This window comes from Pseudomonas sp. 7-41 (genome assembly GCF_021233075.1).
Classification (GTDB): domain Bacteria; phylum Pseudomonadota; class Gammaproteobacteria; order Pseudomonadales; family Pseudomonadaceae; genus Aquipseudomonas; species Aquipseudomonas veronii.
This window is the reverse complement of record NZ_CP089551.1, coordinates 1,927,908-1,953,379: the sequence shown is the minus strand read 5'-3', so window position 1 is coordinate 1,953,379 and position 25,472 is coordinate 1,927,908. Positions and strand designations below refer to the sequence as shown.

The 25,472-nt window shown below is 57.2% G+C and carries 20 protein-coding genes and 2 pseudogenes; 12 read left to right on the top strand and 10 right to left on the bottom strand.

Annotated features, from left to right (window positions below):
* The first annotated feature begins 93 nt into the window (after positions 1-93).
* The 5 genes from LQ249_RS08760 to LQ249_RS08740 all read left to right on the top strand — a co-directional run bounded on the left by LQ249_RS08760 (position 94) and on the right by LQ249_RS08740 (position 5,759).
* The gene (locus tag LQ249_RS08760) at positions 94-1,431 is read left to right on the top strand and encodes an acyl-CoA dehydrogenase family protein (protein ID WP_232566385.1); all 1,338 of its coding nucleotides are present in this window, start codon (positions 94-96) and stop codon (positions 1,429-1,431) included.
* 27 nt (positions 1,432-1,458) lie between these two features.
* Positions 1,459-2,061, top strand: a complete 603-nt coding sequence (locus LQ249_RS08755; protein WP_232566384.1) for a nitroreductase family protein — start codon at positions 1,459-1,461, stop codon at positions 2,059-2,061.
* Entirely contained in the window at positions 2,058-2,669 is a 612-nt protein-coding gene (locus LQ249_RS08750) for an NADPH-dependent FMN reductase (protein WP_232566383.1), read from the top strand. The genes LQ249_RS08755 and LQ249_RS08750 overlap by 4 nt, the downstream gene beginning before the upstream one ends.
* Before the next feature lie 154 nt (positions 2,670-2,823).
* Entirely contained in the window at positions 2,824-4,239 is a 1,416-nt protein-coding gene (locus tag LQ249_RS08745) for a hypothetical protein (protein WP_232566382.1), read from the top strand.
* Positions 4,236-5,759: a DHA2 family efflux MFS transporter permease subunit gene (locus LQ249_RS08740; protein WP_232566381.1), complete on the top strand. Its 1,524-nt coding sequence runs from the start codon at positions 4,236-4,238 to the stop codon at positions 5,757-5,759. The genes LQ249_RS08745 and LQ249_RS08740 overlap by 4 nt, the downstream gene beginning before the upstream one ends.
* Before the next feature lie 275 nt (positions 5,760-6,034).
* Here LQ249_RS08740 and LQ249_RS08735 read toward each other — a convergent pair whose 3' ends face one another.
* Entirely contained in the window at positions 6,035-6,589 is a 555-nt protein-coding gene (locus LQ249_RS08735; RefSeq protein WP_232566380.1) for an Lrp/AsnC family transcriptional regulator, read from the bottom strand.
* Positions 6,590-6,612: 23 nt separating this feature from the next.
* On the opposite strand from LQ249_RS08735, the gene LQ249_RS08730 reads away from it, so the two are divergent.
* Both LQ249_RS08730 and LQ249_RS08725 read left to right on the top strand, forming a co-directional pair.
* Positions 6,613-7,233: a LysE family translocator gene (locus LQ249_RS08730; RefSeq protein WP_232566379.1), complete on the top strand. Its 621-nt coding sequence runs from the start codon at positions 6,613-6,615 to the stop codon at positions 7,231-7,233.
* Positions 7,234-7,330: 97 nt separating this feature from the next.
* Positions 7,331-7,479 (top strand): annotated as a pseudogene (locus LQ249_RS08725) (transposase domain-containing protein); the annotation flags it as partial.
* Between the two features lie 57 nt (positions 7,480-7,536).
* Here LQ249_RS08725 and ribB read toward each other — a convergent pair.
* From ribB to LQ249_RS08710, 3 genes are all read right to left on the bottom strand, one after another.
* Positions 7,537-8,679 (bottom strand): 3,4-dihydroxy-2-butanone-4-phosphate synthase, encoded by a 1,143-nt coding sequence (gene ribB / locus LQ249_RS08720; protein WP_232566378.1) that lies wholly within the window; start codon positions 8,677-8,679, stop codon positions 7,537-7,539.
* A 108-nt stretch (positions 8,680-8,787) separates the two neighbouring features.
* Positions 8,788-10,239 (bottom strand): carbohydrate porin, encoded by a 1,452-nt coding sequence (locus tag LQ249_RS08715; protein WP_232566377.1) that lies wholly within the window; start codon positions 10,237-10,239, stop codon positions 8,788-8,790.
* 371 nt (positions 10,240-10,610) lie between these two features.
* Positions 10,611-11,957, bottom strand: coding sequence for a carbohydrate porin (locus tag LQ249_RS08710; RefSeq protein ID WP_232566376.1), 1,347 nt, complete (start codon positions 11,955-11,957; stop codon positions 10,611-10,613).
* Between the two features lie 751 nt (positions 11,958-12,708).
* Here LQ249_RS08710 and LQ249_RS08705 point away from each other — a divergent pair.
* Genes LQ249_RS08705 through LQ249_RS08690 form a run of 4 tightly spaced genes read left to right on the top strand, consistent with a single transcriptional unit; the run spans position 12,709 to position 16,968 of the window.
* Positions 12,709-13,641 (top strand): VOC family protein, encoded by a 933-nt coding sequence (locus LQ249_RS08705; protein WP_232566375.1) that lies wholly within the window; start codon positions 12,709-12,711, stop codon positions 13,639-13,641.
* 36 nt (positions 13,642-13,677) lie between these two features.
* Entirely contained in the window at positions 13,678-14,604 is a 927-nt protein-coding gene (locus LQ249_RS08700) for a fumarylacetoacetate hydrolase family protein (RefSeq protein WP_232566374.1), read from the top strand.
* Complete coding sequence (locus LQ249_RS08695) at positions 14,604-16,058, top strand: aldehyde dehydrogenase (RefSeq protein WP_232566373.1); 1,455 nt, start codon at positions 14,604-14,606, stop codon at positions 16,056-16,058. Before LQ249_RS08700 ends, LQ249_RS08695 begins: the two co-directional genes overlap by 1 nt.
* Positions 16,059-16,083: 25 nt before the next feature.
* Positions 16,084-16,968 carry an acetoacetate decarboxylase family protein gene (locus LQ249_RS08690; RefSeq protein ID WP_232566372.1) on the top strand — a complete coding sequence of 295 codons (885 nt, stop codon included), beginning with the start codon at positions 16,084-16,086 and terminating at the stop codon, positions 16,966-16,968.
* Between the two features lie 152 nt (positions 16,969-17,120).
* Here the strand turns inward: LQ249_RS08690 and LQ249_RS31715 are convergent.
* From LQ249_RS31715 to LQ249_RS08675, 4 genes and pseudogenes are all read right to left on the bottom strand, one after another.
* Positions 17,121-17,261 (bottom strand): annotated as a pseudogene (locus tag LQ249_RS31715) (ISL3 family transposase); the annotation flags it as partial.
* A 459-nt stretch (positions 17,262-17,720) separates the two neighbouring features.
* Positions 17,721-19,091, bottom strand: coding sequence for an MFS transporter (locus LQ249_RS08685; RefSeq protein WP_232566371.1), 1,371 nt, complete (start codon positions 19,089-19,091; stop codon positions 17,721-17,723).
* A gap of 392 nt (positions 19,092-19,483) precedes the next feature.
* A complete protein-coding gene (locus LQ249_RS08680; RefSeq protein ID WP_232566370.1) occupies positions 19,484-20,008 on the bottom strand; it encodes a nuclear transport factor 2 family protein in 525 nt (174 codons plus the stop codon).
* 4 nt (positions 20,009-20,012) lie between these two features.
* The gene (locus LQ249_RS08675; RefSeq protein WP_232566369.1) at positions 20,013-21,311 is read right to left on the bottom strand and encodes an oxidoreductase; all 1,299 of its coding nucleotides are present in this window, start codon (positions 21,309-21,311) and stop codon (positions 20,013-20,015) included.
* Between the two features lie 369 nt (positions 21,312-21,680).
* Between LQ249_RS08675 and LQ249_RS08670 the strand changes: the two genes are divergently transcribed.
* Positions 21,681-22,322 carry a TetR/AcrR family transcriptional regulator gene (locus LQ249_RS08670; protein ID WP_232566368.1) on the top strand — a complete coding sequence of 214 codons (642 nt, stop codon included), beginning with the start codon at positions 21,681-21,683 and terminating at the stop codon, positions 22,320-22,322.
* 114 nt (positions 22,323-22,436) lie between these two features.
* On the opposite strand, the gene LQ249_RS08665 is transcribed toward LQ249_RS08670, so the two are convergent.
* Positions 22,437-23,807, bottom strand: coding sequence for an MFS transporter (locus LQ249_RS08665; protein WP_232566367.1), 1,371 nt, complete (start codon positions 23,805-23,807; stop codon positions 22,437-22,439).
* A gap of 217 nt (positions 23,808-24,024) precedes the next feature.
* Entirely contained in the window at positions 24,025-25,305 is a 1,281-nt protein-coding gene (locus LQ249_RS08660) for an oxidoreductase (RefSeq protein ID WP_232566366.1), read from the bottom strand.
* Between the last annotated feature and the right edge of the window lie 167 nt (positions 25,306-25,472).

Here is a 25,472-nt window from a genome sequence, read left to right as displayed (position 1 = left end):
GCATAGCGCCACGAGCAGACAGGTCACAACACGTCACACATGACCGTCGGTGCCCAAGCCTGAATTAGCGTAACCCTCTGAGACTTCGTTTCCTTGCTGGGCAAGCGCCACTATCTGCGCCATGTTCAACCCAACGAAAACGACAATAAAATGAACCCACTCAGCAAGCTCAATCAGCCGGCGGATTCCGACGCCGGGCCCGTCAAGGCCCCCGGCCCAAGTCCCGAAGCGGTGAAGATGCGCGACGCTATCCTGGCGTTGACGCCGCTTTTGCGCGAAACCGCGTGGGAAAGCGAGAAAGCCACGGCGCTCGTACCCGAAGCAGTGCGGGCGCTGGACCAGACCGGTTATTTCCGCATCACGCTACCGGAGAAATTCGGCGGTTCGGCCTTCGGCGCACGCGATCTGGTAGAAGTGATCGCCGCCGCGTCCTATGCCGATGGCTCGGCCGGCTGGAGCGGTTTCGCGGCATCCGGCATCCGCATGGTCCTTGCTTTCAGCCCACAGGCAGTCGATGAAGTTTCGGCGCAGATATCAGATTGGGTCGGACCGGCCGCGGTGGGGGCTTCGATCTTCTCCAACATCGTGGGGCAGGCCAGACCCACCGACGCGGGATTCCTGGTCAAAGGCAAGTGGATGTATGGCAGCGGCTGTAGTTATGCCGCCTGGGCAGTGGTCGGTATCGAATGGCAAGAAGATGACAAGCCCGTTCGCGGCTTGGCACTGATCTCTCGAGATCAATACGAAATCCTCGACGACTGGCATGTCATGGGCATGGCCGCGAGTTCAAGCAATAGCATCGTGGCCAAGGACGAGGTCTTCGTTCCCGCGTATCGCGTGATCCGCCATGCCGACCTGCCTATCGCCTTGGGCGCGCTCTCGCAGAAATACGAAGGGCTCACCTATCGGATGGGGCCCATGGCGACCATGCTTTCCACGGCGCTCGCCAATATCGCCATCACCCTCGGCATGGCAAGAGGCTGTCTTGATTGCTTCGTCGAACAGGCCAACAAGCGCCTGCCGTTCAACCTGCCTTATGAAACGGTCGCCGCGACGCCGTCGACCCAGGTCGTCGCAGGGCTGGTATATGCCAAGATCAAAGCCGCCGAGGCATTGATCCTGCAGACGGCCGACGAAGTTGATGCACGCACCCGGCGCGCAGAAGACTTCGCGCCTCGCGAGGAATCCCTCGCCACAATGAGCCTGGTCTTCGCCGCGAACCTCTGCGGTGAGGCCATTGACGAGATGCAGCTTTGCATCGGTTCTTCGACCGTCAGCCTGCGCAACCCCATTCAACGCTTCGCCCGCGATGCTCGGGTGATGTTGACCCACGGTGCCATCCGCCGGGATCCAGCGGCAGAAATCGCCGGACGCCATGTCCTTGGTCTTCCCCCCTTCAACATGTTCGCTGGCGGCTTGGCACAGCGCTAACACTTTACACACAGAGAAAAACCTAATATGTCCAGTCCTTCCAACACCCGCACCTCGGTTTACCCCATCGATCCGATCTTTCTGGAGCGCTGGTCCCCACGTGCCTTTGATCGGGACGCTGTCATTTCCGACCAGGACCTGATGACGATCTTCGAAGCGGCGCATTGGGCCCCCTCCTCTTTCAACTCGCAACCTTGGCGCTTCATCTACGCCCGTAAGGACACGCCGCAATGGTCGCGTCTGTTCGACCTTCTCGTGCCGATGAACCAAGGCTGGGCTGCCGGCGCCTCGGCACTGGTCGTGCTGGTGTCCGCCAATACCGCGCAGATGCCGGGTGCCCCGGGCCCAATGCCTTCCTACACCCATTCGCTCGATGCTGGCGCGGCTTGGGCCTATCTCGCCTTGCAGGCCACGCGGCTTGGTTGGCATGCACACGCGATGGCCGGTTTCGATGTCGAGCGCACCTACGAAGCGCTCGATGTGCCCAAGACCTTCCGGGTCGAAACAGTGATTGCCATCGGCAGGATGGGCGATAAGAGCCTGCTGCCACCGCCTTTGCAGGAACGCGAGCAGCCGAACAGCCGGCTGCCGGTCGAAGAACTGGTCATGGAGGGAGGTTTCCGGTCATGAAAATGCCTTCGGACAAGCCCCTCATCGTCGGAATAGGCGGGACTGCCTATAAAGGTTCGTCCACCGAGCAGGCACTGATCCTTGCCCTATCGACCGCGGAAGCGGCTGGTGGGAGGACCCAACTCTTCGGTGGCGAGGCGCTCTTGGCGCTCCCGCACTATGGCAGCGGCCCACTCAACAGTGGCGCAAAAGCACTGATCGAGGCGGTTCGCGCAGCGGATGGTCTCATCATCGCCAGCCCCGGATATCACGGCAGCATCTCCGGTCTCGTCAAGAATGCCATCGACTATATCGAGGAAACGTCCAAGGACGAGAGGGTCTATCTGGATGGACTGCCAATCGGGTTGATCGCTACTGCCTACGGCTGGCAAGCAACCGGCGGGACCCTCGGCGCGCTGCGCTCGATCGTCCACGCGCTGCGCGGCTGGCCGACGCCCATGGGGGCCGCAATCAACTCAAGCGGGAAAATCTTCGTCAACGGTGTCTGCCAGGACGAGGCGACAGCCAACCAGCTCAATTTGGTTGGCCGTCAGGTCGTCGAATTCGCGGGCCGGTCGGCACATTACAGAGCGCAAGCACCGTTAAAAACGCTCAGAAACATTAATTAGGAAACAAACCGGAGCGGTCCACGCGTCCCGCAGCCGTAGAAAATCACTTAATAGCCTGCTGCGGCAGCCCAAGAGAATGGAAAAAATATAGGCACTTCGCCGGCGCTCAATCGGGCGTCGGCACAAACCAAAAATAAAAATAGGTGGAGACGTCATGAACTTTCCCGATCTTAGGAGTGAGGTCCGACGCGACTTCAGTGAACGTATTGCCGGCCCGGACAACAGATCGCATCAATTGGCGCATGAGATCGTAGCCGCGATGGAGGAGGATCTCTCCGGCCGCGACTGGCCGGAAGGTCATCTGATCGGCTCGGTTTCAGACCTGCGGCAGCGCTTCGGAATGGGACGCAAGGTCTGCCAGGAGGTCATCGCCATCATGCAGACACGCCGGCTCATCAATGTCCGGCGAGGTGTCGGCGGCGGCCTCTACGTCTCTCGCCCGGGATTGAACGACACAGTACAAGCGCTCATTCTGCATCTCGTCCTCAGCCGCACCTCGCCGCGAGCCCTTCGCGAGGCACGTATAATTGTTTGTCAACTTGCCATCCGTTCGCTCATCCGGCACAACATGCCCTTCATCTATCGAGACGCGCCCCCCATTGCTGGCAAGGAATTGGGATCAGATTTTTATCGTCAATTAGCCCAGGCCTCCGGCGATACGGCGATCACGTTCCTGATGGATCTGCTGGAAGAGCTACAGCAACGCTTCGTTGCTGCCGATCCCCAAAAAGCCGAGATCCACACAGAACTGGTGGATAACGCCCTCATCAAGGCCATACGATCAGGTGATGCGGAAACGGCGTGCTGCCTGATCCGGGATCGTATACACGCACTCGACCTGGTTGGTGTGAACCGACCGATGGATCAGGTCAGCTTTGAGCAAGCAACCACCTTCCTCGACATGAAAAATTCCTCCGGCCGATTGGCGGGATTGATCGTCGAGGAGATTCTGACGCATGCGGCAACGGTGTCGTTCAAGCTCGGGTCTGAGTGGGATATCGGCGCTCGTTACGGCTTCGCCAGCGAGATCGTACGTCCAGCCTTGCGAATACTCGAGGATCTCGGCATTGTCGCGTGCTGCCGCGGACGTAACGGCGGCGTGATCAGCACGCAGCCCAAGACCGGGACAGTTGTACGCCTGATCAGCTCAGGTATAGCGAATTGCGGCATCTCTCTGGAGCAAAACTTCGAGTTGTCGAGCCTGCTCGTGATCGAAGGGGTCCGCGTAGCCGCCGAACGCAACAACAATGGTACTGCGCCCTCCTCGAACAACGATCTCCCTTCACAGAAAATCGCCAAATTGACTGATCTCATCGAAATTGATAACACGCTGTTCGAAATGATGGGCAACCCGATCCTCGTCATTCTCGTGCGAAGCCTGGCACTACAATCCTTGCTCAGTAAGAGGTGGGCAGACCTTGCCTATTTCTCGGGCAAGGTAGCCTCGACGATGCAAGCCTGCAGCCTGGACATCTCGCGGGCAATCCGAATGGGTGATGCGATGGCTGCCGTCAACGCGGCCAAGCGCAAAAGCGAATTAATGAAACGCGAAATAGTGGGGACTTTGTGAGCAGCGTCGATCTTTCTCCTGCCAATCCAGATTCTGAATTATCCGACAAACTGGATCCGCATCTACTACGCCTTGCCGCCGTGGTGGTTCTGGGTGCCTTTATGTCGATCCTCGACACGACAGTCGTTAACATCGCGATCCAAGGGCTGACAAAAACCTTCCAGGCTCCGCTGGAAACGACTCAGTGGATCTCGACCGGCTATATGCTCGCCCTCACCGCGATCATCCCCCTCGCCGGTTGGGCGGCCGACCGCTTCGGCACCAAGCGTCTGTACCTGACATCGATCCTGCTGTTTCTAATCGGGTCCGCCTTGTCAGGCGCCGCCTGGTCGATGTCATCGCTGATCGTATTCCGCGTGCTGCAAGGACTCGGTGGCGGCATGATCTTGCCAACCGGCATGACACTCCTGAGCCTCGCGGCGGGTCCACAGCGAATGGGGCGCCTGATGGGAATCGTAGGACTGCCCATCGTACTGGGCCCGATCCTGGGTCCGACCTTGGGTGGATGGCTGGTGGACGACGTTTCCTGGCGCTGGATCTTCTTCATCAATCTGCCCATCGGCGCGATTGCTTTGTATGCAGCCTACCGTGTGCTAGACGCTGACGAATCCAAACCCCACCACGCCCTAGATTGGACCGGCTTTTTGCTCCTATCCCCGGGATTAGGGATCTTCATCTACGGGCTTACGCAAATCACGGTAGTGGGCGGCTTCAGCTCACTGACGGCTGACGGCTGTGCCTTCGTTGGTCTTGCAATGATCGTCGGGTTCACCCTGCACGCCCTGAGGCGCGACGATGCGCTGATCGATATCCGGCTGTTTGGCCGTCGGATCGTTGGCCCCGTCGCCATCATTAGCTTTCTGTTGAGCGCATCCGCTTTCGGCATGTCCCTTTTGTTTCCTTTATATTTTCAACTAGTGCGGGGTTACTCGGCCTTCGACACCGGGCTTCTCGTCATAGTTGAGGGGCTAGGGGCCGTGCTGGCAATGCCGCTCTCGGGCTACCTGGTCGACAAAATCGGCGCTGGAAAAGTTGTTTTGTTTGGCATCGTATGCGCGGCAATGTCTGTTCTGTTCCTGAGCATGATCGAAAGTACATCACCGCTCTGGAGCATTGAAGTGATGTTGTTCATTGTCGGGTTTGGCAAAGGCTCAACGATGATGCCTGCGACAAGCGCTGCACTAAGTACATTGCGAAAGCATGAGATCGCTCGTGCCACGAGTGGGCTCAACGTCATACAGCGGGCCGGTGGCGCACTCGGCACCGCACTGCTTGCCGTTATTCTGACGGGCGGGATATCGGCCAATAGCGAGCACTCTGGTGTCACTGCGGCCTTGCAGCAAAATCTCTCGCTCGGGCTCCAACAAGTATTTAGTCACGCTTTTCTTTGCGCGCTGGTACTCATCGTATTGTCAGGTTTCGCCGCCATGTTCTTGTTGCGCAAAACTGCGGTTGACGGCAATGGCGATGCAACCTCTGCTGGCTCAAACAGCGAGGGGAAACCCCGGGCAAGCACTTAGGCACACACTTGCTTGAACGAGTCCCCCGCTTAGGGAAGGTATGAATAGGGACGGTCTGAAGTAGCCGTTTTTAACTGGCCGGTTGTTTCAGGTTAAAAACGTCGACTCAATCATAAATCGGGCCGTCCCTCTTCCCATTGGGCAATTGCACTGACTTGACCAGCCGTTCGCATCGGGCTTGAGCTGCACGTTTCATGATCATGACCGGCAAAAGGTGCTCCCTGGCTTCTGGTTATCACTGGCGGAAAACGACCAAAGCTGCCCAACTCGAATGATCAATCGCCTGGCGGTGCCACCCCCCGCAAGGGAATGGGCGCGGACATGACGATGGACGTGCGCGTCTCGCCAAAGTGGTTGATGCTGCCGACGAAACGCTCCAGGTATCGGATGTCGCGGGTCACCACCCGCAGGATAAAGGAGTCCTGCCCGGTCACGTGCAGGCATTCCAGCACCTCCGGCATCTGCTGCAACTGGCCGATCAGCCGCGCCTTGTTCGATTGCGGAGTGGTCATGCCGATCAGCGCCATCACCCCGTAACCGGCCTTCTCGGCGGAAACCGTTGCGCAGTAAGCCTCAATCACTCCGGCTTCTTCCAGGCGCTTGAGGCGCTCGGAGGTGGCTGGCAGCGAAAGGGCCACCCTTGGTGCCAGATCTGTCAGGGAAATACGCCCCTCGAGTTGCACGATCTGAAGTATTTTCCAGGATTTTGCATCCAGCTCCATTTTTTCAGGCATCCCATTCTGAATTCGTAATTTATTCAGGTGATTACTTGAAACTACCGTAATTCCTGTCTTCAGGATCGATGCATTGCAACGCAGAATATCGCCCATGTCCACTGTCCCGGAGCCTGCGCATGGCGACCCTGCTGTTTCTCAAATCCGTCCTGATCGGCCTGTCCATCGCCGCGCCGGTTGGCCCCATCGGCCTGTTGTGCATCCAGCGAACCCTGGGGCATGGTGTGCGCATCGGTTTCATCAGCGGCCTGGGCGCGGCGGCGGCGGATGCCTGCTATGGTGCGCTGGGCGCCTTTAGTATCGGCGCAATCACTCACATGTTCGTCGCGCTGGTCACCCCACTCGCCCTCTTCGGCGCCCTGTTCCTGGCCTGGATGGGCTTGAAGATGTTGTGCGCCACACCGCCGGAACAATCCGCCAGTGCGAGCGACCAAGCCCGCGCGCTGCCGGCCTTCGCCTCGGTGTTCCTCCTGACCCTAAGCAATCCGCTGACCATACTCTCCTTCGTTGCCATCTTCGCCACCCTATCCGGCGGCGAGGCGATGTCCAGTACGGACGGGCCGGTGATGGTGCTGGGCATATTCTGCGGCTCTGCGCTCTGGTGGCTAGCCCTCAGTTTCGGCGTGTCCAGTATCCGTCACCGCCTGGGAGTTGGCGCCATGCAATGGATCGACCGCAGCGCAGGCCTTTTCCTGCTGGGATTCGCCGCCTGGCAGTTGATACGCGTCATCGCCAGTTGAAAGCGGCAGAGAACGGCCTGAAGCGACGCGCTCAACCCGCTGGCCGCTCGCCCGCCCCCTGGCGAACGAGACCAGCAGAGTTGACACACCAATCAGGGATACGCCTAAAGGCGCCACCGCCAGTGCGCAGATTTACAGTTCCATGCATGGCTACGCCACGTAATAGAGTGGTTGCCGCATGCCCTGTCGGTAGACGACTGCGAAGCGTTGTTACCGTGGAACTGCTCACCGGAAATGCCACGGTAAACGCAAGCCGTATCTGATAGCAGGTGTACCTGGTGGGAACGTTTTCCGGGGGCGGTTTTACTGCGCAGCAATATCGATAGGACGCTCGTCAAGAACCGTTAGCCCGTACCCGGAGACAGCAACCAGACTGTGGCGATGATTAGATAGCAGGATCACTTGCTGAACCCCAAGCTCAGCCAGCACCATGGCGCCAGTGCCATAGTCACGCAGCTCCCTGGCTTCCGCGTCCCGATCATCCTGGCCGCGAAACTGAACGGTCGCAGTAAATGCATCGGATCGTGGCTTGTTGATGATCACCACCACACCCGCGCCTTCTTCGGCGATCACTTCCATTGCCCGGGCGAGATAACTTGATTCCTCACAGACTTCACCGAAGGCGTCGGCAAAGATAGAGAGCGCGTGCATTCGCACCAAAACCGGCCGGGTTGGGTCGATGATGCCCTTGACCAAGGCTATTTGCTCGCTCTTGCTGGCCTTATTCCAAAAGGCATAGACCAACCACTCTCCTCCCCATTTACTCTTGAAGGTCGTGGTGGCCTTGCGCTCGAGCAGATGGTCGTGGCGCAACCGATAGGCGATAAGGTCGCGGATCGTACCGATCTTCATGTCATGCTTTTTTGCGAAAACGATCAAGTCGTCCATACGAGCCATCGTGCCATCGTCCTTCATGATCTCGCAGATCACACCCGAAGGATTCAACCCGGCAAGACGCGACACGTCTACGGAGGCTTCGGTGTGACCGGCTCGAGTCAGTACGCCACCATCGCGGGCACGCAGGGGGAAAACATGCCCTGGGGTGGTGATATCCGCAGGACCGTTGGCAGCACCAATGGCGACGGAAATCGTACGCGCCCGGTCGCTTGCTGAAATCCCGGTGCTGACGTTTTCGCGCGCCTCTATTGATACGGTGAAAGCGGTTTCATGACGTGTTCCATTGGAACGACTCATCGGTTCGAGTTTGAGTTGCTCGATCCGTTCCTCCGTCATCGCAAGGCAAATCAGGCCTCGCCCATGGGTCGCCATGAAATTGACCGCATCGGGCGTCGCCATCTGGGCAGGAATAACAAGATCACCTTCGTTTTCACGATCTTCATCGTCGACCAGGATGAACATTCGACCATTACGCGCTTCGTCAATGATCGCCTGAGGCGAAGAAATATAGGATCGCGATTGAACAGGCTGATTTGTTTTTTCTTGCATTATAGATTCTCCTTCGCCCCCTTGAGGAGGCCTGCCTGAAGCTCGGTGATATCAAAAACATAAATTCTGTTCACGGGTTGTGAGCGGTGAGCAGTTTATTTTTTAGAATCAGAAGTTAATCATTAGCTTTTCATTGAGAATCAGCGCCGTTGGAAGCTCGTTTTCTGCCACCGTTCCCGGATTAGTCACTAAAGAGGCGGTCGAGATGAGATAGATACCTGGACTAAATTGATAGGCATATGAAAGAGCCCCTTGAGTCGAAACTCTAGACGTATCGCGAGCTCCGCCTGCAGCGACCGCATCTTGCAACTCGGGACTCTCCCAGGTTTTACTGTACCCAATCGAAGCCATATCGAATGGTCGACTCTCAAACGGCCCCACATAAAAAAGATTAACTGCAAAGTCTTTATAAAATATATTCCGATCCGATGGCGCAGAGTCGACTTTGATATCCAAATTCAACCCACCCGGGTTAGTCGAATTCTTGGTAAGCTGCACCGTAAGCCCCGCATACGCCGCGTAGTTATCTTCCGATTGCCCTCCGTTGAATGTTGAATAGTCCGTTGTATTGTAAATAAAGCCGGCCCTGGCCCAGACAGGCAGACTTCCCGGTGCGAATTCGGTTTTATAACCAAACTCATTGACGTATATCGGACCGGTATCTTTGGTTCCCCACCTCAAACCGGTAGGATTTTCGTCCAACTCGTGGATCGCGCCGTCAGCACTGATACTGCGCGACATTGCGAAATGGTGATAAAAACGCTTTGTCCATGGATCCCTGACTGTAATCTCTGCCGTCGGTGTTGGTGAATACACGCTCATCCCCACCAGCGATGGAATTGAACTCTGCACACCTTGTGAGACTGACCCGGCGTTTCCAGTCAGATTCATTCCTACAAAATCTTGAGTCAACAAAAAATAGCCGGCTTTAAGTTCAAGCGCGTTATCAAGTAAGGGCACAGTGAGGCCCAAAGTGGCCACGGTGGGGTCCATCGCAGGCGGCTCCCCCGTACCACCGGTAGAAAAAACCTGAGAGAAACTGCCGGTAAACTGAGAACCCAACGGGAACCCGTTTCGACCCAGATCATAGGTGACATATACGGTGCTGATTGTATAAGCACTCAGAACTTGCCCAGAGTATTTTTGCGTTGTCGAAGAGCTGTACCTATTTTTGATATCGTAATCTGCGGCGACACTGATCGTACCTCGAATGCCCCAACCGGCATTAGCGAGCCCTTCTCGAGCACCGAACAATGTTGGCGAAACAGTGTCACACGTCGACGGCAAATAAATTGTCGTCATAATACGAGTATTATATTTATCGTATTTTTGACAACCTTCATAACCCGGCGGAAGTGCCCCCTCCTCCATGGGCGGAGGACTGAGGATTTGCGTTGATTGCGTTACGGAAAACCCCGATGCCGGCCTGTCCTCCTGTATCTGTGCCTGCGCCATGCGTTCGGAGAGCGCTAAAAAAGTGAACAACGATACCAGCAAGACGATTTTACACGTTGTTACGACGAGCCCATTCGGAGCCGCAGTCCTCTTTATTTTAACCACAGCACTCTCCTTATTATTATTGAATAGCGATGATTAATACAACCGACATAACCCGCTCCGCGCGCCCCAAAAAACAGGTGTATCTATCACAATATGCGCCTTAGACTTTTCTTCCAGGCGGGCGAAAACAAGCAGAGGTTCGTCACTTCAATCCAGTGAAACAGACAGATCCCAATGTTGTTCCGTGGCACTGCGCCGTGTGGATCTGCAGGCACGACACATGACATGTCAGCCGAGAGAGGACTTCTCGAGACTGACGGCACATTCACTATCGCGGCCATCGGCACATGATGCGACGGCCTCGGATCGCGGTGCTCTTTCGATGAGTGCTGCTAACCGGCGTGAACGGCTAGCAGACTGTCTTTATACAATCAGAAGTTAAACATTAGCGCCCCATTGACAATCAGAGCTGCGGGCATCTCCGATTCCGACACGGTTCCCGGGTTAGTCACGTAAGAAGCCGTCGATATCAGATATATACCCTGACGCAGTCGATAAGCATACGAAACTGCTACTTGACTGGTCTGTCTCGACGTATCATGAACGCCACCCATCGCTACAGCATCCTGCAACTCGGGACTCTCCCAAGATTTACTGTACCCCACCGACGCCATATCAAAAGGTCGACTCTCAAACGGGGCCACATAAAACAGGTTAATCGCGAAGTCCTTCGTATAGATATTTCGATCCGATGGCGCAGAATCGACTTTGATATCCAGGTTCAACCCACCCGGGTTAGTGGCATTTTTGGTGAGCTGCATCGTCAGGCCAGCATACGATGCGTAGTTATCTTCCGATTTGCCACCGTCAAATTTTGAATAGTCAGTTGTGTTGTAGATAAAACCAGCCCTGGCCCAAACAGGCAGGCTGTCGGGTGTCATTGAAGTTTTATAACCCACTTCGTTGACATACATCGGGCCTGTGTCCTTTGTGCCCCACTTCAGGCCCGTAGGATTTCGTTCCAACTCCGTAATGGCGCCTTCAGAACTGACACTGTTCGATACGGCAGAGTGGAGATAGAAGTTTTTCGTCCATGGATCCCTGATGGTAATCTCAGCCGTCGGTGTGGGTGTGAATACGCTCATCCCCACCAGCGCGGGAATTGAACTCTGTACACCTTGTGAAACGGTGCCGGCGTTCCCAGTAAGATTGCTGCCCACAAAATCTTGACTCAGCAAAAAGTAGCCGGCTTTAAGTTCCAGAGCGTTATCAAGCAATGGCACCGTGACGCCCAAAATGGCCACTGCGGGGTCCATATCAGCCGGTTCACCCTGCCCACCGGAAGAGTTAACTTGAGTCAGGCTACCGGTAAACTGAGAACCCAACGGAAACCCGTTTCGACCCAGATCATAGGTAACATAGATGTTGCTGATGGTATAAGCGCTCAGGTTTTGCCCGGAATACTTTTGCTGCGTCGAAGAGCTGTACCTATTTTTAACATCGTAATCTACCGCCGCACTCACCCGGCCTCGTATGCCCCACCCTGCATCAGTCAACGCGTCTCGCATACCGAATAAAGTTGGAGAAATGGTATCGCACGTCGTCGGCAAATAGATCGTGCTCATGATACGGGTATTGGTTTCATCGTATTTGAGGCATTTAGAATCGACCGGCGGAAGTGTCGTCCCCTCCAACGGTGGAGGGCTGACGATTTGCGCTGTTTTCGCTACGGGCGCCGTTGGCGTCTGCGTGCTCTCCTGTGCTTGGGCTTGCGCCATGCATGCAGATGCTCCCAGGAAAGTTAACAACGACACCCGCAAGATTACTTTAACCTGGGCGATGACCGTGTTGCTGCAAGGCAATTGCGAACCACAGTCTCTCTTATATTTTATTTGGACCACAGTATTTTCCTTATTATTATTAATTGAGCTGAACTAAACAGCTGTCACTGCTACGAGCGCTCATAATCGGCTCTGTGGTCCAAAAAAATAGGTGCATCTATCGCGGCACGTTCCTCAACGGCTTAGCAAATTAAGAAAGGTCTGAAGCCGGTAGGCGTTTTTAAGTGGCCCGTTGTTTCAGGTTAAAAAATGTCGATTAAATCGTGAACCAGGCCTTCCCCCTCCCAACTCGCCTATTTTCTGCGAACACGCACTTTTCAGGCACGCCTCTGCTGCACTTAACAAGCGTTTTCGCCTCATCCGCAGGTTTCACAGAGCCAAAAGCACGGTCTGCTGGGCCGCGTGGCAATCGACCAGAGCGTCTTGCGATCTGGGTGTTCCGCACGCCTCTCAACGCCGATGCAACCTGCGTCACCCACGTGCGACTCCCCCCGAAAAAGTATTGATGACCTCTTCCCGAGATCGATTTTTACCGACAAGTCCCCCTTCGTCAGCGGCATTGATACACCTATATCCCTTCGATATTTCGATGCCTAATCATCTTTGGCTGCCAGCAGAGTCATGGGGATTGAGCCGCAGCGAGCCAGGCGCGACCTGGCGTGGAATCTGTAGCGGAAGGAGATAGACGTTGATTACCGTTAAAGACATCGCATTTGTGCGCTACCAGGTCACCGACCTGGAGAGCATGGAACAGTTTTTGGTCGACTTTGGCTTGCATCAGGTTGTGCGTACTGAGCGCGCCCTGTACATGCGGGCTGCTGGCGCCGACCATCATTCGCATATCAGTGAACTCGGCGACAAGAACGCTCCCATAGGCTTCGGTCTGAAGGCTCAGTCGCTCGCCGATCTGGAGCGACTCGCCGCGCACCTGAATCTGAGCGTCGAAGACAGCCTCGAGCCCGGTGGCGGCAAGCGTGTGCGCTTCACCGATCCGGCGGGATTCGTGGTGGACGTGATTCATGGCCAGGCGCTCCATGCCCCCTTGCCGACGCGCGAGCCACTGGCGATGAATCCGGCGGTGCAACGCCAGCGCTTCGGCAAGAAAGTACGCGTCGCATGCAGACCGAGTTCGGTCATGCGCTTGGGACACGTCGCGGTACTCGTGCCTAACTTTCAGGAAATGCTCGCGTTCTATCGCGACGTACTTGGCTTCCGCGTCTCGGATACCTACTGGGCTGGTGTCCAACAGAACACGATCGCCGCATTTCTGCACTGCGGCCTCGGCGAGCAGTGGACCGATCATCACACGATCGCAATGGTGGCAGCACAAGACGGCGTGGCGCGTTTCGACCATTGCGCGTTCGAGGTACTGGATCTGGACGACCTGTTCCAGGGCAACGAATATCTCATGGCGCGCAACTACAAACATTCATGGGGCGTCGGCCGCCATGTTCAAGGCAGCCAGATCTTCGATTACTGGCGTGATCCGTTCGGCAACAAGATCGAGCACTGGACCGACGGAGACCTGGTCAATGACGGCATGCCCGTAGGCCACGCCGAAATCTCCAACGATGAAATGAGCCAGTGGGCGCCCCCGTTGATGCCGGAATTCTACGAGTGACCGTATTGCCGGTTAATTTTTTCAGGAGACACACTCATGAAGCTTGCGCGTTATACCCATGGCAATACTCCCCACGCCAGTATCGCGACCATCGGCGTTGTCGTTGACGAGCGCGTCTTGCCGCTCTCGGCGCTCGATCCTGCAGCGCCCGATACGATTCGCGACGTGCTTGCCAAAGGACCTACGTACATCAAGTGGCTTGCGCAACAGCTCGAAGGCATGGCGGGCGGGGTACCACTCGCCGAAGTTCGTCTCGAAGCGCCGATCCCCGATCCACAGAAATACCTTGCGATCGGCATGAACTATCACGATCACGCCGAGGAAGCGGCGCGCGCCGGTATCGCGATACCGAAGAATCAGCTGTGGTTCAACAAGCAGGTCAGTTGCATCACCGGACCTTACGATCCGATCTACAAGCCGAGTGTCTCGGACAAAATGGACTACGAAGCCGAGCTCGGTGTCGTGATCGGGCGGCGCTGCCGCCATGTGTCCATTGAAGAGGCAGCGAGCGTCGTGGGTGGCTATTTCGTCGCCAACGACGTGACCGCACGCGACTGGCAGTTCAAGAGCCAGACCTACACGCTCGGCAAGTCCTTCGACAGTCACGGGCCGATAGGTCCCTGGATCACGACCGCCGATGAGATCGCCGATCCACACGCCTTGCAAATGAACCTGTGGGTCAACGGCGAACCGCGCCAGAGCGCCAGCACCGGCGGCATGATCTACACCATCTGGGAGCAGATCCACGAGCTCTCGCAAGTGATGACACTGGAGCCTGGTGACCTGATCGCGACGGGCACATGCGCGAATGTTGGGATTGCATTGGGGAAATTTCTGCAGCCCGGAGACGTTGTGCGCGTAGAGATCGAACACCTCGGCCACATTGAGAACACCGTCGCCGAAGAGCCGGCTGGAACTGCGTTTATCGACTCGAATCTTGCTTCAACGCCAAGGGGCCGGTGATGTTCGAAGTCAAATTGCTGATAGATGGAAAAATCATGTCTGCGGCATCTGGTGTCACATTCGAACGGCGTAATCCGCTTTCCGGGCAGGTGGTTTCGCGCGCCGCCGCAGCGACGGTGCAGGATGCTCGCGCCTCAGTCGATGCAGCGGCACGGGCCTTTGTCTCGTGGTCACAGACGGGGCCGGGCGCACGCCGCCAATTGCTTCTGAAGGCCGCCGATGCGGTTGAAGCGCGTGTTTCGCGGTTCATCGAAGCGATGGCCGCAGAAACCGGCGCGAGCGTCTCGTGGGGAAGTTTCAATGTACAACTGGCGGCAGCGATACTGCGCGAAGCGGCCGCGTTAACGACTCAGGTCAGCGGCGAGGTGATTCCTTCGGACCAACCGGGCAACCTCGCCCTGGCCGTGCGGCAGCCGGCTGGCGTCGTGTTTGGCATGGCGCCATGGAACGCCCCGGTGATTCTAGGCACGCGCGCGATCGCTACGCCGCTGGCCTGCGGAAATACAGTGGTTCTCAAGGGGTCGGAACTCTGTCCGCGCACCCACGGCCTGATTGTGGAGGCGTTGAACGAAGCGAGGTTCCCGCCTGGTGTGTTGAATTTCGTGACCCATGCGCCGGCAGATGCGGCGGCAGTGGTCGAAGCGATAATTGCGCACCCCGCCGTGCGCCGCGTTAACTTCACCGGCTCGACACGCGTCGGGCGCATTATCGCCATCACTTGCGCACAGCATCTCAAGCCTGCGGTACTGGAATTGGGCGGTAAGGCGCCGCTCGTCATACTCGACGACGCCAATCTCGAAGCCGCCGTGGACGGTGCGATCTTCGGGGCGTTCGCCAACTCCGGCCAGATTTGCATGTCGACCGAACGCATTATTGTCGACGCGCGCATTGCCGATGATTTCGTTCTGCATCTCGCTGCTCGTGCGCGCGCGCTGCCGCTTGGCGATCCACGCGGCAAGGATCCGGTGGTGCTTGGTTCCGTGGTCGATATGAGCACAGTCGAACGCTGTAATACCTTGATCGACGATGCGCTGGCGAAAGGCGCAACGCTGCTGTGCGGCGGCAAAACGGATAACACGCTGATGCCGGCCACGTTGCTGGACAAGGTGACGCCGGACATGCGGATTTACCATGAGGAAGCCTTCGGTCCGGTGAAGCCGATCGTGCGCGTCAACGGTGTCGAGGAGGCCATCGCCTGCGCCAACGACAACGCGTTCGGGTTATCAGCAGCAGTGTTCGGCGGAGACATTGCGCGGGCCCTGGAGGTGGCCAAGCGCATTGAGTCGGGTATTTGCCACATCAACGGCTCGACGGTGCACGACGAGGCGCAGATGCCTTTCGGCGGTGTGAAGGGCAGCGGTTTCGGTCGCTTCGGCGGTCGCGCGGGCATACATGAATTCACCGAGCTGCGCTGGCTGACGCTTCAGACGACGCCGCGCCACTATCCATTCTAAAACCGATAAAAACAGGAGACGTCCCATGACGTTCGAATTCAAGCCCGGCGTGCGCTATCGCATGCCCGTAGTGTTCGGGCCTGCGCCAGGCCCACGCCAGAAACCCGACGGCAACCTCTGGAGCCCAGAAGAAACAGGCACGATGAACGCCCAGTGGATGACCGTGAGCTACCGCACCGAGCGATCGAGCCTGGAGCGTATCCTGCCCCCCGGCTTCGCTCTGCGTGGCGAGCCACAGGTTCATGTTTCGTTGGCCTATTTCCATAATCTATGGTGGCTGGCCGGTCGCGGCTACGGCATCCTCAACGTGGAAATTCCGGTCGTCTATACCGGCACGACGGAAAGGATCGAAGGCTCGTTCTGTCCGGTCCTGTTTGAGGGCATTCCAGATGCCATTATGACGGGCCGTGAGGAGCTGGGCTTTCCAAAGTTGTTTGCCGATATCCCGCTGCTAGACATCGATCATGAAGCGGGTACGGCTGGCGGGGAGGCATCGTGGTTTGGCTTCAAGTTCTTCGACATCCAATTGAACGGCCTTACCGAAACCGCGGGTGACAAACGACTCCCCGGCCCCGGAGGCGCAACGCTGTTTTATAAATACATGCCGCGCACCGGTCCTTTGGGTAGCGGCGGCTGCGATATCGCCTATGCAACCACTTCGCAACCTTTGCCGGGCGCGACGGGCGACACCTCGCCAATCAAGTTCACCGACGCGAACTTCCGCAAGTGGAGAGGTACGGGAGGCTCAGTGAAGTGGAATCGCGCAACATTCGAACAGTTGCCGACCACCTCCCAAGTGATCAACGGCTTGGCGGATCTTGAAATCCTCGAATACCTTGGCGCAGAGATGATCGAATTTTCCGGACCAGGCATTGGCGTCAGCGCCAACGTCATTCGGCCCGTGGAATAGGCTGTGGCCTGAGCCTAGGCACATCGATGATCGGAGTGCTGTTTATGAAAAAAACCGCTTTGCGGCAATGCCATCCACTCCAGGTTTGAATCGCTCTGGCAAGGGAGCTTGCTCCCGTTGGGGCTACGTAGTAGCCCCCTTTTTTTGGCTCATCACGGATTACCGAGAAAGACGGTCTTGATCCTCATGAAAAAGAATTCGTTATCCCGGTAACTGCACACCGTCCGCTTAGTGACCTTTATTCGCTTGTCTATCCCTTCCAACTGCCCCGTGTGCATCGGCCTCGCGGCGCGTCATGCGGGCATAGCGACCCAGCCGACTGCCGGCCTCCACGCGCTTCCCAAAATCACGACAATCAACACGCCTGAGCAAAACGCGCAGGCATGGAGAATCAGATCGATCTGTGGCGCGTCGCCGACAGGCTTGATCGAGACAATGGAAAAGCCCGCTCATAAAGGAAGGAAAACATTACTACCGCGCATAAGAACGCCGGTTTGTTAGATATGTTTGTGCGCACCAACATCATCAAACAAATCGGCGTTCTTATTTCTGCGTTTCCCGGGATTGAGTGAAGAACCTTTTTCGAGCGCTTCGTACTGAAACGCCAGCCCTGCGTCGAATCAATACGTTGCCAAGTACATGAAGTTTGAGTAGCAGCGCACTACTCAGCGTACCCATGCATGGCGTGTTGCGAGAGATCGTTGGTGAACACAACGGATCCGGCAACCACGCCGTCAATGAGCACGGGTTGTTTACTTTGCGTAAAGCTCAACCGGGACGGGCCATTCCGGCGGGTAATCCGGTAGGAGCGCCGCCAACATCACCGCGACCATCATAAGTCCAGTCAGGACAGCAAACGGGATGAAGTAACTTCCGACCGCTTGCGCTACTGCACTGGTAATGAAAGGTGTCAGGCCAAAAGACAGCGAACAGATTGCCAGCGTTAAACCCTGAAGTTGTGCAAAGGCTTTGGGGCCGAAATAGCGAGCAACCAGGTAGGGGCCGAGCGCTGACTCCGCACCGGTAGCAAACCCCAGAGCGCCCATTGCCACATACAACAAAGACACCGAGCCTTGATTGACGTAAGCGATGACCACCCCCATCGGAACCATCGCGAGCAAAGGTGCAATAATCCAGGGCCGGCGACTGCGATCGAGGACCGTGCCACCGATAAAAAGGCCCAAGATCGAAGCCATGAATAGAATGGATTGCGAAAGTGCGATGTCGCCTAAATCAAAGCCACGTTGTTGGAAAAAATCAACGGAGTTCTGTCGGACGGTCATCGGGCCCGCCGCAGTGATCGCCAGAAAGAACGTGATCGATAGCCAGGTCCTTGTCTTGATGGCGGCCCCGAGGGGGATGCCGGCCGCATCATTCTTACGCAGCGCCGGTACGGGCATGGGAAGGAGCTTGTCAGGCGATCGACCGGTGGGTTCTGAAATGAGCAAGAGCCCTGAGGGAATGCCCAGCACAGCGATCAAGCCGGCCATTACAAAGTAAGCCCCGCTCCAACCGATGCCACCAGCTTGGCCGAGCGCAGCAACCGATCCGTCGCTGCCGGCGCTCCCATATATCAACCACTGGAACAATGGCGAAAATACTGCCCCGGTAAAACTTGAAAGGATGCCAATCAGCGCAAAACCGATCCCCCGATGCTCTGGAAACCAGCCAGTGATGACTTTGAAGACCACGGCGAGGCTGCACATAAAACCAAACATCGCCGCCAGGATGATCATAGGCGCCAGAAACCACAGCGATTCGCCAACGAGGGGAATCAGCACCGTGGTTACCGCGTATAGAGTCACCGCGGGAATCGTGACGGCTCTCGCCCCCCAGCGGTCCACCCACGCGCCTGCAATCGGCAGGATGAGCGGACCGAGCAGCAGCGGCATCGCAACGAAGATCAGGATCGCTTCAGATTGTGCTCGATGTGTCGCTGCCGAAAAGGCAGCCGTCACGAAAGGGGTAATCGCCGAAAAACCTGCAGGGCTAATGACCATCAAGATCAGGGATCCCACCAACGCCATACGGGCTTTTCTGGGTGCCCCAACCAAGTCTGAAAAATAGGCTCGCAATGTTTTTTTTTGAAACGGGGAAGTTGAAGAAACCTGCGCCTGTCCCATAGGAATTTTTTCCTTTTGTATTGGTTTTTATTGGTTTTATTAATGCACGCCTGTTACTCATTTCGTTATTTCGAGGATCGCAGCACTTCAGTTGCCGTGAGGTGAGTTACGCGATCGAGTTGCAGCCCATCCATGGTTCCAACTCACGGATGAATCCGATGCGCGAACTTCATCGTTACTTCTGGTTCGTTATCTGTTTGCGAACAACTTTTCTCAGGTCCGTTTCGCAAACCCGGAATGTTCCGGGCTCCACCTACGGTTGCGACATCGCGACGTCGACCTATAGTGAGTTCACCGCCCCGCTCTTCAGCCTATTCTCAGATGTTCAAACAGGGACATGCAGACTATCGCCAGGCCTGACCGCAAATGTCGCGTTAGGGCGCCAACTTCGCTTAGGCCGACGGTTTCGGAAGGATGGGCGCCATCATTTTTTGGAAGGCGCTCCAATGCTCAACGAGCTTTCCACCTCGTACCCGGAAGACGGTGAGGATGTACCAGTCGTAGGTTTGCCCTGGCACAAGGGGGTCCGGCATCGGATGCCTGAACATCACGTACCCCAGTTCCCCTTCGACGGTCACATTCACCACCGGTGGGGCCGTGCCTCTATCCAAGGGGGCTTTTCGGAAATACTCAATCAGATTGTCCCGGCCGTTACCGAGCGCATTCGGATCATGTTGGATATAGTCATCGCTGACGAACTGCGTCATAACCGAGACGACATTGTCCTCGACAGCCTTGGCACGAACCATCTTGGCAAGAGCGACCTGAAAATCAATTAACAGGCGCTTGATTGCGGCGACTTCCGGGTATGGTGACGCCGACACTGCCGCCAGGTAATCCTCCCTGTCCAGCCAGGTCTCATAGAGCTTCGGGTCGTGGATCTGTGCGATGCCGTCAATGATTGTGAAATCAGTCATGTACTTACAGCCCCTTTTCTTCAGTATTGGAACGCTCTGGCACCGCGCCGGCGAACATGGGGAACGGCTTGAGCCCCAAAAGCCGCCGCCCATTGACCTCGGCTTGCGGGTCCAGTCGGACGGCGCCATGCGAACTCAAGACGCGAACGTCGCGGACAAAACGCTGAATTGGGTTGCTCAGCGACACAGTCGATGAGCCGATTGTCTTTTGCAGCAGGTTGATAGCGTCCTCGCAAAGGCTGGCGACGTAAGCGAGGTTCAGACTGATTTCCGAGTCTTCATCAGGCGTAAAGTCGAGGCCTGCAGCTGTCCTGGCATCAACCTGATCGGCATAACCCTCGATCACAGCCGCAGAGACGTTGATCATGGCGAGCGCTTTGCCGGCAGCGACTTGCGCCGACGCCATGTCTGCGATTGTCGGATAGGGAAGTGTAAAAGGTTGGCGTTTCTTGGCCTGCTCCACAAAGCAGTTCAGTGCGCCGCGGGCCATGCCGAGCGCAATCGACATATCGCACAAGGAAACAGTCGTAAGCATCGCGAGCCCGCGTTGCTGATAAGCGGTGCCCTGGTAACGGGTGTGCAGATGCTGAAAGCGCACAGGGTATTCGGCCAGGTCGAGGAATCGATGATCGGGCACAAATACTTCTTCGGCGATGGCCAGGCTATTGCTGGCGCTGCCCGCCAACCCCATGACATGCCAGTCGTCGAGGATTTCATACTTCGAACGATCGACGACGACAACCCCACGCCCGGTACCGCCTGCGGTCTTCGGATCGTAAGTGATCCCCAACATCGCCCATTTGGCATGCTTGCATCCGCTGCCGAAAGCCCAGCGGCCTTTCACCATCCAGCCGCCGTCTACCTTGCGACCATCGCCGACTTTTGTTGCGAAAACCGATGCGCCAACGACGGTCGGACCAACCCAGTCTCGCGTATCTTCAAGAACTTCTTTGACAACCTCAGCATCGAGCGCCAGCAGGTTTTTCACCCCTACCGCGACGAAGCCAGCCCATCCGGCTGAGCCGTCTGCTTCGCCCAGCGTGGCAATGATGTCGACCAGATCCCGCGTTCCCAACGCGTAGCCGCCCCATTCGGTGGGCATAGCCATCTTGTATACGCCGATAGCTTCGAGCGCATTGAGAACATCCGGCGTCAGCGCACCAATCTCCTCGCCTTGGCGCGCCTGTTCCCGAATAAGCGGAATAAGTGCTCTGGCCTTATCCCGGATCTCGCGGCCCAAATCGGTCAACCATTGCGACTCGACGGGCCCTGCTGGGGGCGGCGGCGGCATACCTACGGGCATTGGAGGCATTCCGGGTGGTGGCATCCCGGAAATATTTGGCCCACCGGGAATAGGTGGCATACCGGGAATAGGCGAAAAGTTACTAGACATCTGTGAGCTCCTCTTATTTTTTAGCCAAGAACTTCGGCCAGAACTAGACTGTACCGTACAGTACAGTCGTGTCAATTGCTTTTTGTCGACGGCAAGAAGATTGCGTTTACGTGAAAGGAGGCCATGGGACTAAGCTTTTGATTCGCCCCTGCTTATAAGCTATAAGGCCGGTGACGGTCGGCGCCCTCTGTGAGCGCCTTCCCAATGCGACATTGATGTAGGACCTGAAGAATGCCTCACCCACGAATCCAGACTTCCAGATCAAAACGAGAGTTGATCATGGCCGCTGCCGTCGATCTTCTGTTGGCAAACGGGTACGAGCGAACGTCCATGGACGCCGTCGCAGCCAAGGCAGGCGTTTCAAAGACAACGGTGTATGCACACTTCTCGGATAAGCTGAAGTTATTCCACGCCGTCATGGCAGAGGCCGCTTCAGACTTCGCGATCGACCTGGGCTGCGTGGTCGAAAACCGATCGGTAGCCGATCCGCAAGAGCAGCTCATCATTGCGCTGATCGAGGTGGTCAAGGCTGCATCGGCCCCTCAGTTGACAGCTTATTTCCGTGTTCTCATTGCCGAGCTTGATAGACGCAGCGAGTTGCAGGCCATTTTTGAGCAGGTTCAGTCAGGAATGCCGGACGTGATCCGGATCTTGGCGTCTCTCATCGTCGAGGTGGCCACTACTCGCGGTTATCGTGTCGAAGACCCCGAACGATATGCCGCACTGCTGATCCGACTGACAGCACCGGGTACCCAGTTTGATACCCTGGTCTCGAATTTCCGCCCGTCGGACGAGCTGTTGGCGGCGCATGTCAGGCTCATCGTAAGCATCTTCTTCGATGGTATAGGACCGAAAGACAGCGACGGAAAAGTCGCAGCACTGCCCTCCGCCTACCTCTATCCGCTCGGCCCTAACCCCTAGGCCGTCGACGCGTAAAAGCCTCAATGCCGAACGGGCCTCAACAGCACCGCGCAAAAAAGCACGCTGGTCTGCCGACGCAGCAGGCGGCTGGATCCCTCCAGCCGACCGTGGCGGTTATGAGACCGTTGTCATCCGACCAGGCACCTTCTCCTCCTGGGTCGGTTGGAGCACCCATGGCTTGGGAAACTTCGGGAGCATAGCCGCGAGAATGACCGCGATCACACCGGCTGCGATAAGCATCAGGAGAGGAACGGTGTAGCTGCCGGAACTTGTCTTGATCACACTGACAATGAAGGGGGACAGCGCCAAAGCCGGTGAGGTGATCGCAAGGGTCAGCCCCTGCAATGCGCCGAAGGACTTCAGTCCGAAGTACCTGGCGATCAATGTAGGAGCAAGAGTCGACTCTGCGCCGGTTGCGAAGCCGAGCAGTGACATGGAGATATAGAGGAGCACAACAGAACCGCTATTGACGAGCGCGAGCGCCAGACCAATCGGTACTGCGGCAAGGAGCACTGCCGCGACCCATGGACGGCTCGCTCGGTCGAGGACAGTCCCGGCGGCGAGCAGTCCGAGGACCGACGTGCTGAAGAGTACGGACAACGCGAGAGAGACAGTTGCCGGATCGATGCCTGCCTCGCCGTAAAAGTCCACCGCGTTAAGGCGTAGCGCAATCGGTCCTGCGGCAGCTAATGCGAGAAACAGCGTGATGGAAATCCATGCACGAGTCGCAACCGCTTTCTTGAACGGCACGCCGGGCAGACTGGCATCCACGGTAGTCGGCATGACCGCTGTCATGCTCACCTTCGGTTCGCAGATGAGCCATAGGACAGCTGGGATACCGATGACGGCGATCGCGATCGCGATCATATAGTAGGTGCCGTCCCAGCCAAATCCCGCGAACACGGCTGGGTCGACGGCGGAAATCGCCCCTCTGGAAAGTTCGCCCGGTGGCGCGCCGCTACTCATGCCCGGCATCATCGGTGGCAATGCTGGCGCGTTACCGTTCACGAGCCACTGGAACAGTGGGGAGAAGACGGCGCTGAAGAGACTGGACGCTACCCCGACGAGGCCAAAACCGATTCCGCGGTGCTCGGGGAACCACCCCGAGATCACCTTGAAGGCTATGCCCAAGCTTGCACCGAATCCGAAGGTCGACGCGAGAACGAGGAGCGCCCCCATCAGCCAGGTCGTACCCGCGCTGAGGGGGATGATCGCCGTAGTGATCGCATACAGGATCAGCGCAGGGAAGGCAATGCGCTGAGCGCCTAGCCGATCGACCCAACGTCCGGCGATAGGCAGGACGAGCGGGCCGATGAACAGTGGCAGGGTAACGAAGAGAAGAATCGCTTCCGGCGGTGGCGTGCCCGTCTTCATTGCAAAGGCTGGCACCACGAACGGGGTGAGTGCCGAAAGACCGGCCGGGCCCATGGCCACGAGGATGAGACTGCCGATGAGTGCGCCCTTGGCTCGGCCGGACGACTTCATGAAGTCGGCGAAGTACTGCCTCCAACTGACCTTCGGTTGAGCCCCATCGCGCGTCGGTATTACTCCATCTGGGTACGGCGTTGCGGGAGATCCCGTCGTTACAGATAGATTCGCTTGAGACATCTGAACTCCTTGAACTCAGTGCACGCGGGCGTCAATGAGGCCGCGCTTCAGTTATTTTTATTGGTGACTGCGTTTGAGCACTATCGCGACGAATCTAAGTACGAGGAGGCATCCCTTCGGGCGGCATCCGAGGTGGCATCCCGGCTGACGGCGGAGCCTGTGGCGAGCCGGCGCTCGGAAGAGGAGAACTGAGGGCAGCCATCATCGGGAAAGGCTCAAAACCGAACAGGTCTCGTCCATTGATTTCAGCCATTGGATCGATGCGGAACGCACCATGCGTCGCCAGCACATGGATATCGCGCACGGCGCGCTGGATCGGATTACTGAGGACGACAGCCGACGAGCCAAGCGCAAGCAACAAGCCGTCGACAACGCGCAGGCACTCATGGATTTGGTGGACCAGGTCCATCGTGATCTCGGGCTCATTCCACGGGAAGAATTCCTCCTGTGCGACCGCTCGCCGGTCGATCTCGTCGGCATGACGCCAGAGCACCGCGTTGGCCCCGTTGATGACGGCACGGGCCTTGCCAGCAACGACTTGGATTGACGCCATTTCCGACATCGTCTTGTACGGGAGGTTGAAAGGTGGCCGCTTCGCCGCCTGCTCGAGGAACGAGTCCAGGGCACCCTCTGCGATACCGACCGCCAGCGCAGCGAAGGAACACGTAGTGGCGACCATGCTGCCAATCATGCTGTGCTTGAAGGCCATTCCGGAGTACTTTCCGCGCAGCGCTTCCGTCAGTCGCGGCAGGTCGTTAGTGTGGACGATGCGGTAGTCCGGCACGAAGACTTCCTGGTCCGCTCGGACGCTGTTCGAGTTCGTCGCCTGCAGACCCATGACGTGCCAATCATCGACGATCGTATACTGGTCGTGCGAGAGTATCCCCATCGCGCGGCGGCGTTCTCCGCTTGCCGCATCGTCGTATTCGAATCCGACGGCACCCCAGGCTGCGTGTTTGCTACCGCTGCCGAAGGACCATTTCCCCTTCACCATGTAGCCGCCGTCGACCTTACGGCCGTCGCCGACCTTTGGCGCGAAGACAGTGGCGCCAAACATGATTGGCCCGACCCAGTCGGAGATGCAGGCGAAAACTTCATCGCGAGCCTTCGGATCGAAGCCCAGCGCGTTCCTGGCGGCGCTCGAGACAATCACAAGCCAACCAGCTGAGGCATCGCCCTGACCGAGCGCTTTCACGATCTCCGCCGAGTCGCGCGCACCCAGTGCGGACCCTCCAAGTTCGATCGGGATCGTAATCTTAAAGGCACCTACGCGATGGACAGCCTCAAGGGTGGCCGGCGCCAGCGCTCCAAGTTGCTCGCCTTCGGCTGCGTGCTTGCGCAACAGCGGCAGCAACTCGAGGATTTCATCGCGCATCCGACGCCCGACCTCGCTTAGGTAGGGCGACTCTGAAAACTTCGTCTGGCGGGCCAAAGGCCCTCCAAGCGGCGGCAATCCCGAAGGGGGACCTCCTACGGGTGGTGTAATGTCCAAGGTCATCAGTTGTACTCTACTTTGTTATTGTGGTTGAGAGTCAGGCTGGG

Excerpts from the sequence above, each read along its gene's own strand:
- LQ249_RS08755 (WP_232566384.1), top strand. The coding sequence starts at position 1,459 with ATGTCCAGTCCTTCCAACACCCGCACCTCGGTTTACCCCATCGATCCG.
- LQ249_RS08750 (WP_232566383.1), top strand. The coding sequence starts at position 2,058 with ATGAAAATGCCTTCGGACAAGCCCCTCATCGTCGGAATAGGCGGGACT.
- LQ249_RS08745 (WP_232566382.1), top strand. The coding sequence starts at position 2,824 with ATGAACTTTCCCGATCTTAGGAGTGAGGTCCGACGCGACTTCAGTGAA.
- LQ249_RS08735 (WP_232566380.1), bottom strand. The coding sequence starts at position 6,589 with ATGGGCGATATTCTGCGTTGCAATGCATCGATCCTGAAGACAGGAATT.
- LQ249_RS08730 (WP_232566379.1), top strand. The coding sequence starts at position 6,613 with ATGGCGACCCTGCTGTTTCTCAAATCCGTCCTGATCGGCCTGTCCATC.
- ribB (WP_232566378.1), bottom strand. The coding sequence starts at position 8,679 with ATGCAAGAAAAAACAAATCAGCCTGTTCAATCGCGATCCTATATTTCT.
- LQ249_RS08710 (WP_232566376.1), bottom strand. The coding sequence starts at position 11,957 with ATGGCGCAAGCCCAAGCACAGGAGAGCACGCAGACGCCAACGGCGCCC.
- LQ249_RS08700 (WP_232566374.1), top strand. The coding sequence starts at position 13,678 with ATGAAGCTTGCGCGTTATACCCATGGCAATACTCCCCACGCCAGTATC.
- LQ249_RS08695 (WP_232566373.1), top strand. The coding sequence starts at position 14,604 with ATGTTCGAAGTCAAATTGCTGATAGATGGAAAAATCATGTCTGCGGCA.
- LQ249_RS08690 (WP_232566372.1), top strand. The coding sequence starts at position 16,084 with ATGACGTTCGAATTCAAGCCCGGCGTGCGCTATCGCATGCCCGTAGTG.
- LQ249_RS08685 (WP_232566371.1), bottom strand. The coding sequence starts at position 19,091 with ATGGGACAGGCGCAGGTTTCTTCAACTTCCCCGTTTCAAAAAAAAACA.
- LQ249_RS08680 (WP_232566370.1), bottom strand. The coding sequence starts at position 20,008 with ATGACTGATTTCACAATCATTGACGGCATCGCACAGATCCACGACCCG.
- LQ249_RS08675 (WP_232566369.1), bottom strand. The coding sequence starts at position 21,311 with ATGCCCGTAGGTATGCCGCCGCCGCCCCCAGCAGGGCCCGTCGAGTCG.
- LQ249_RS08670 (WP_232566368.1), top strand. The coding sequence starts at position 21,681 with ATGGCCGCTGCCGTCGATCTTCTGTTGGCAAACGGGTACGAGCGAACG.
- LQ249_RS08665 (WP_232566367.1), bottom strand. The coding sequence starts at position 23,807 with ATGAAGTCGTCCGGCCGAGCCAAGGGCGCACTCATCGGCAGTCTCATC.
- LQ249_RS08660 (WP_232566366.1), bottom strand. The coding sequence starts at position 25,305 with ATGCGCGATGAAATCCTCGAGTTGCTGCCGCTGTTGCGCAAGCACGCA.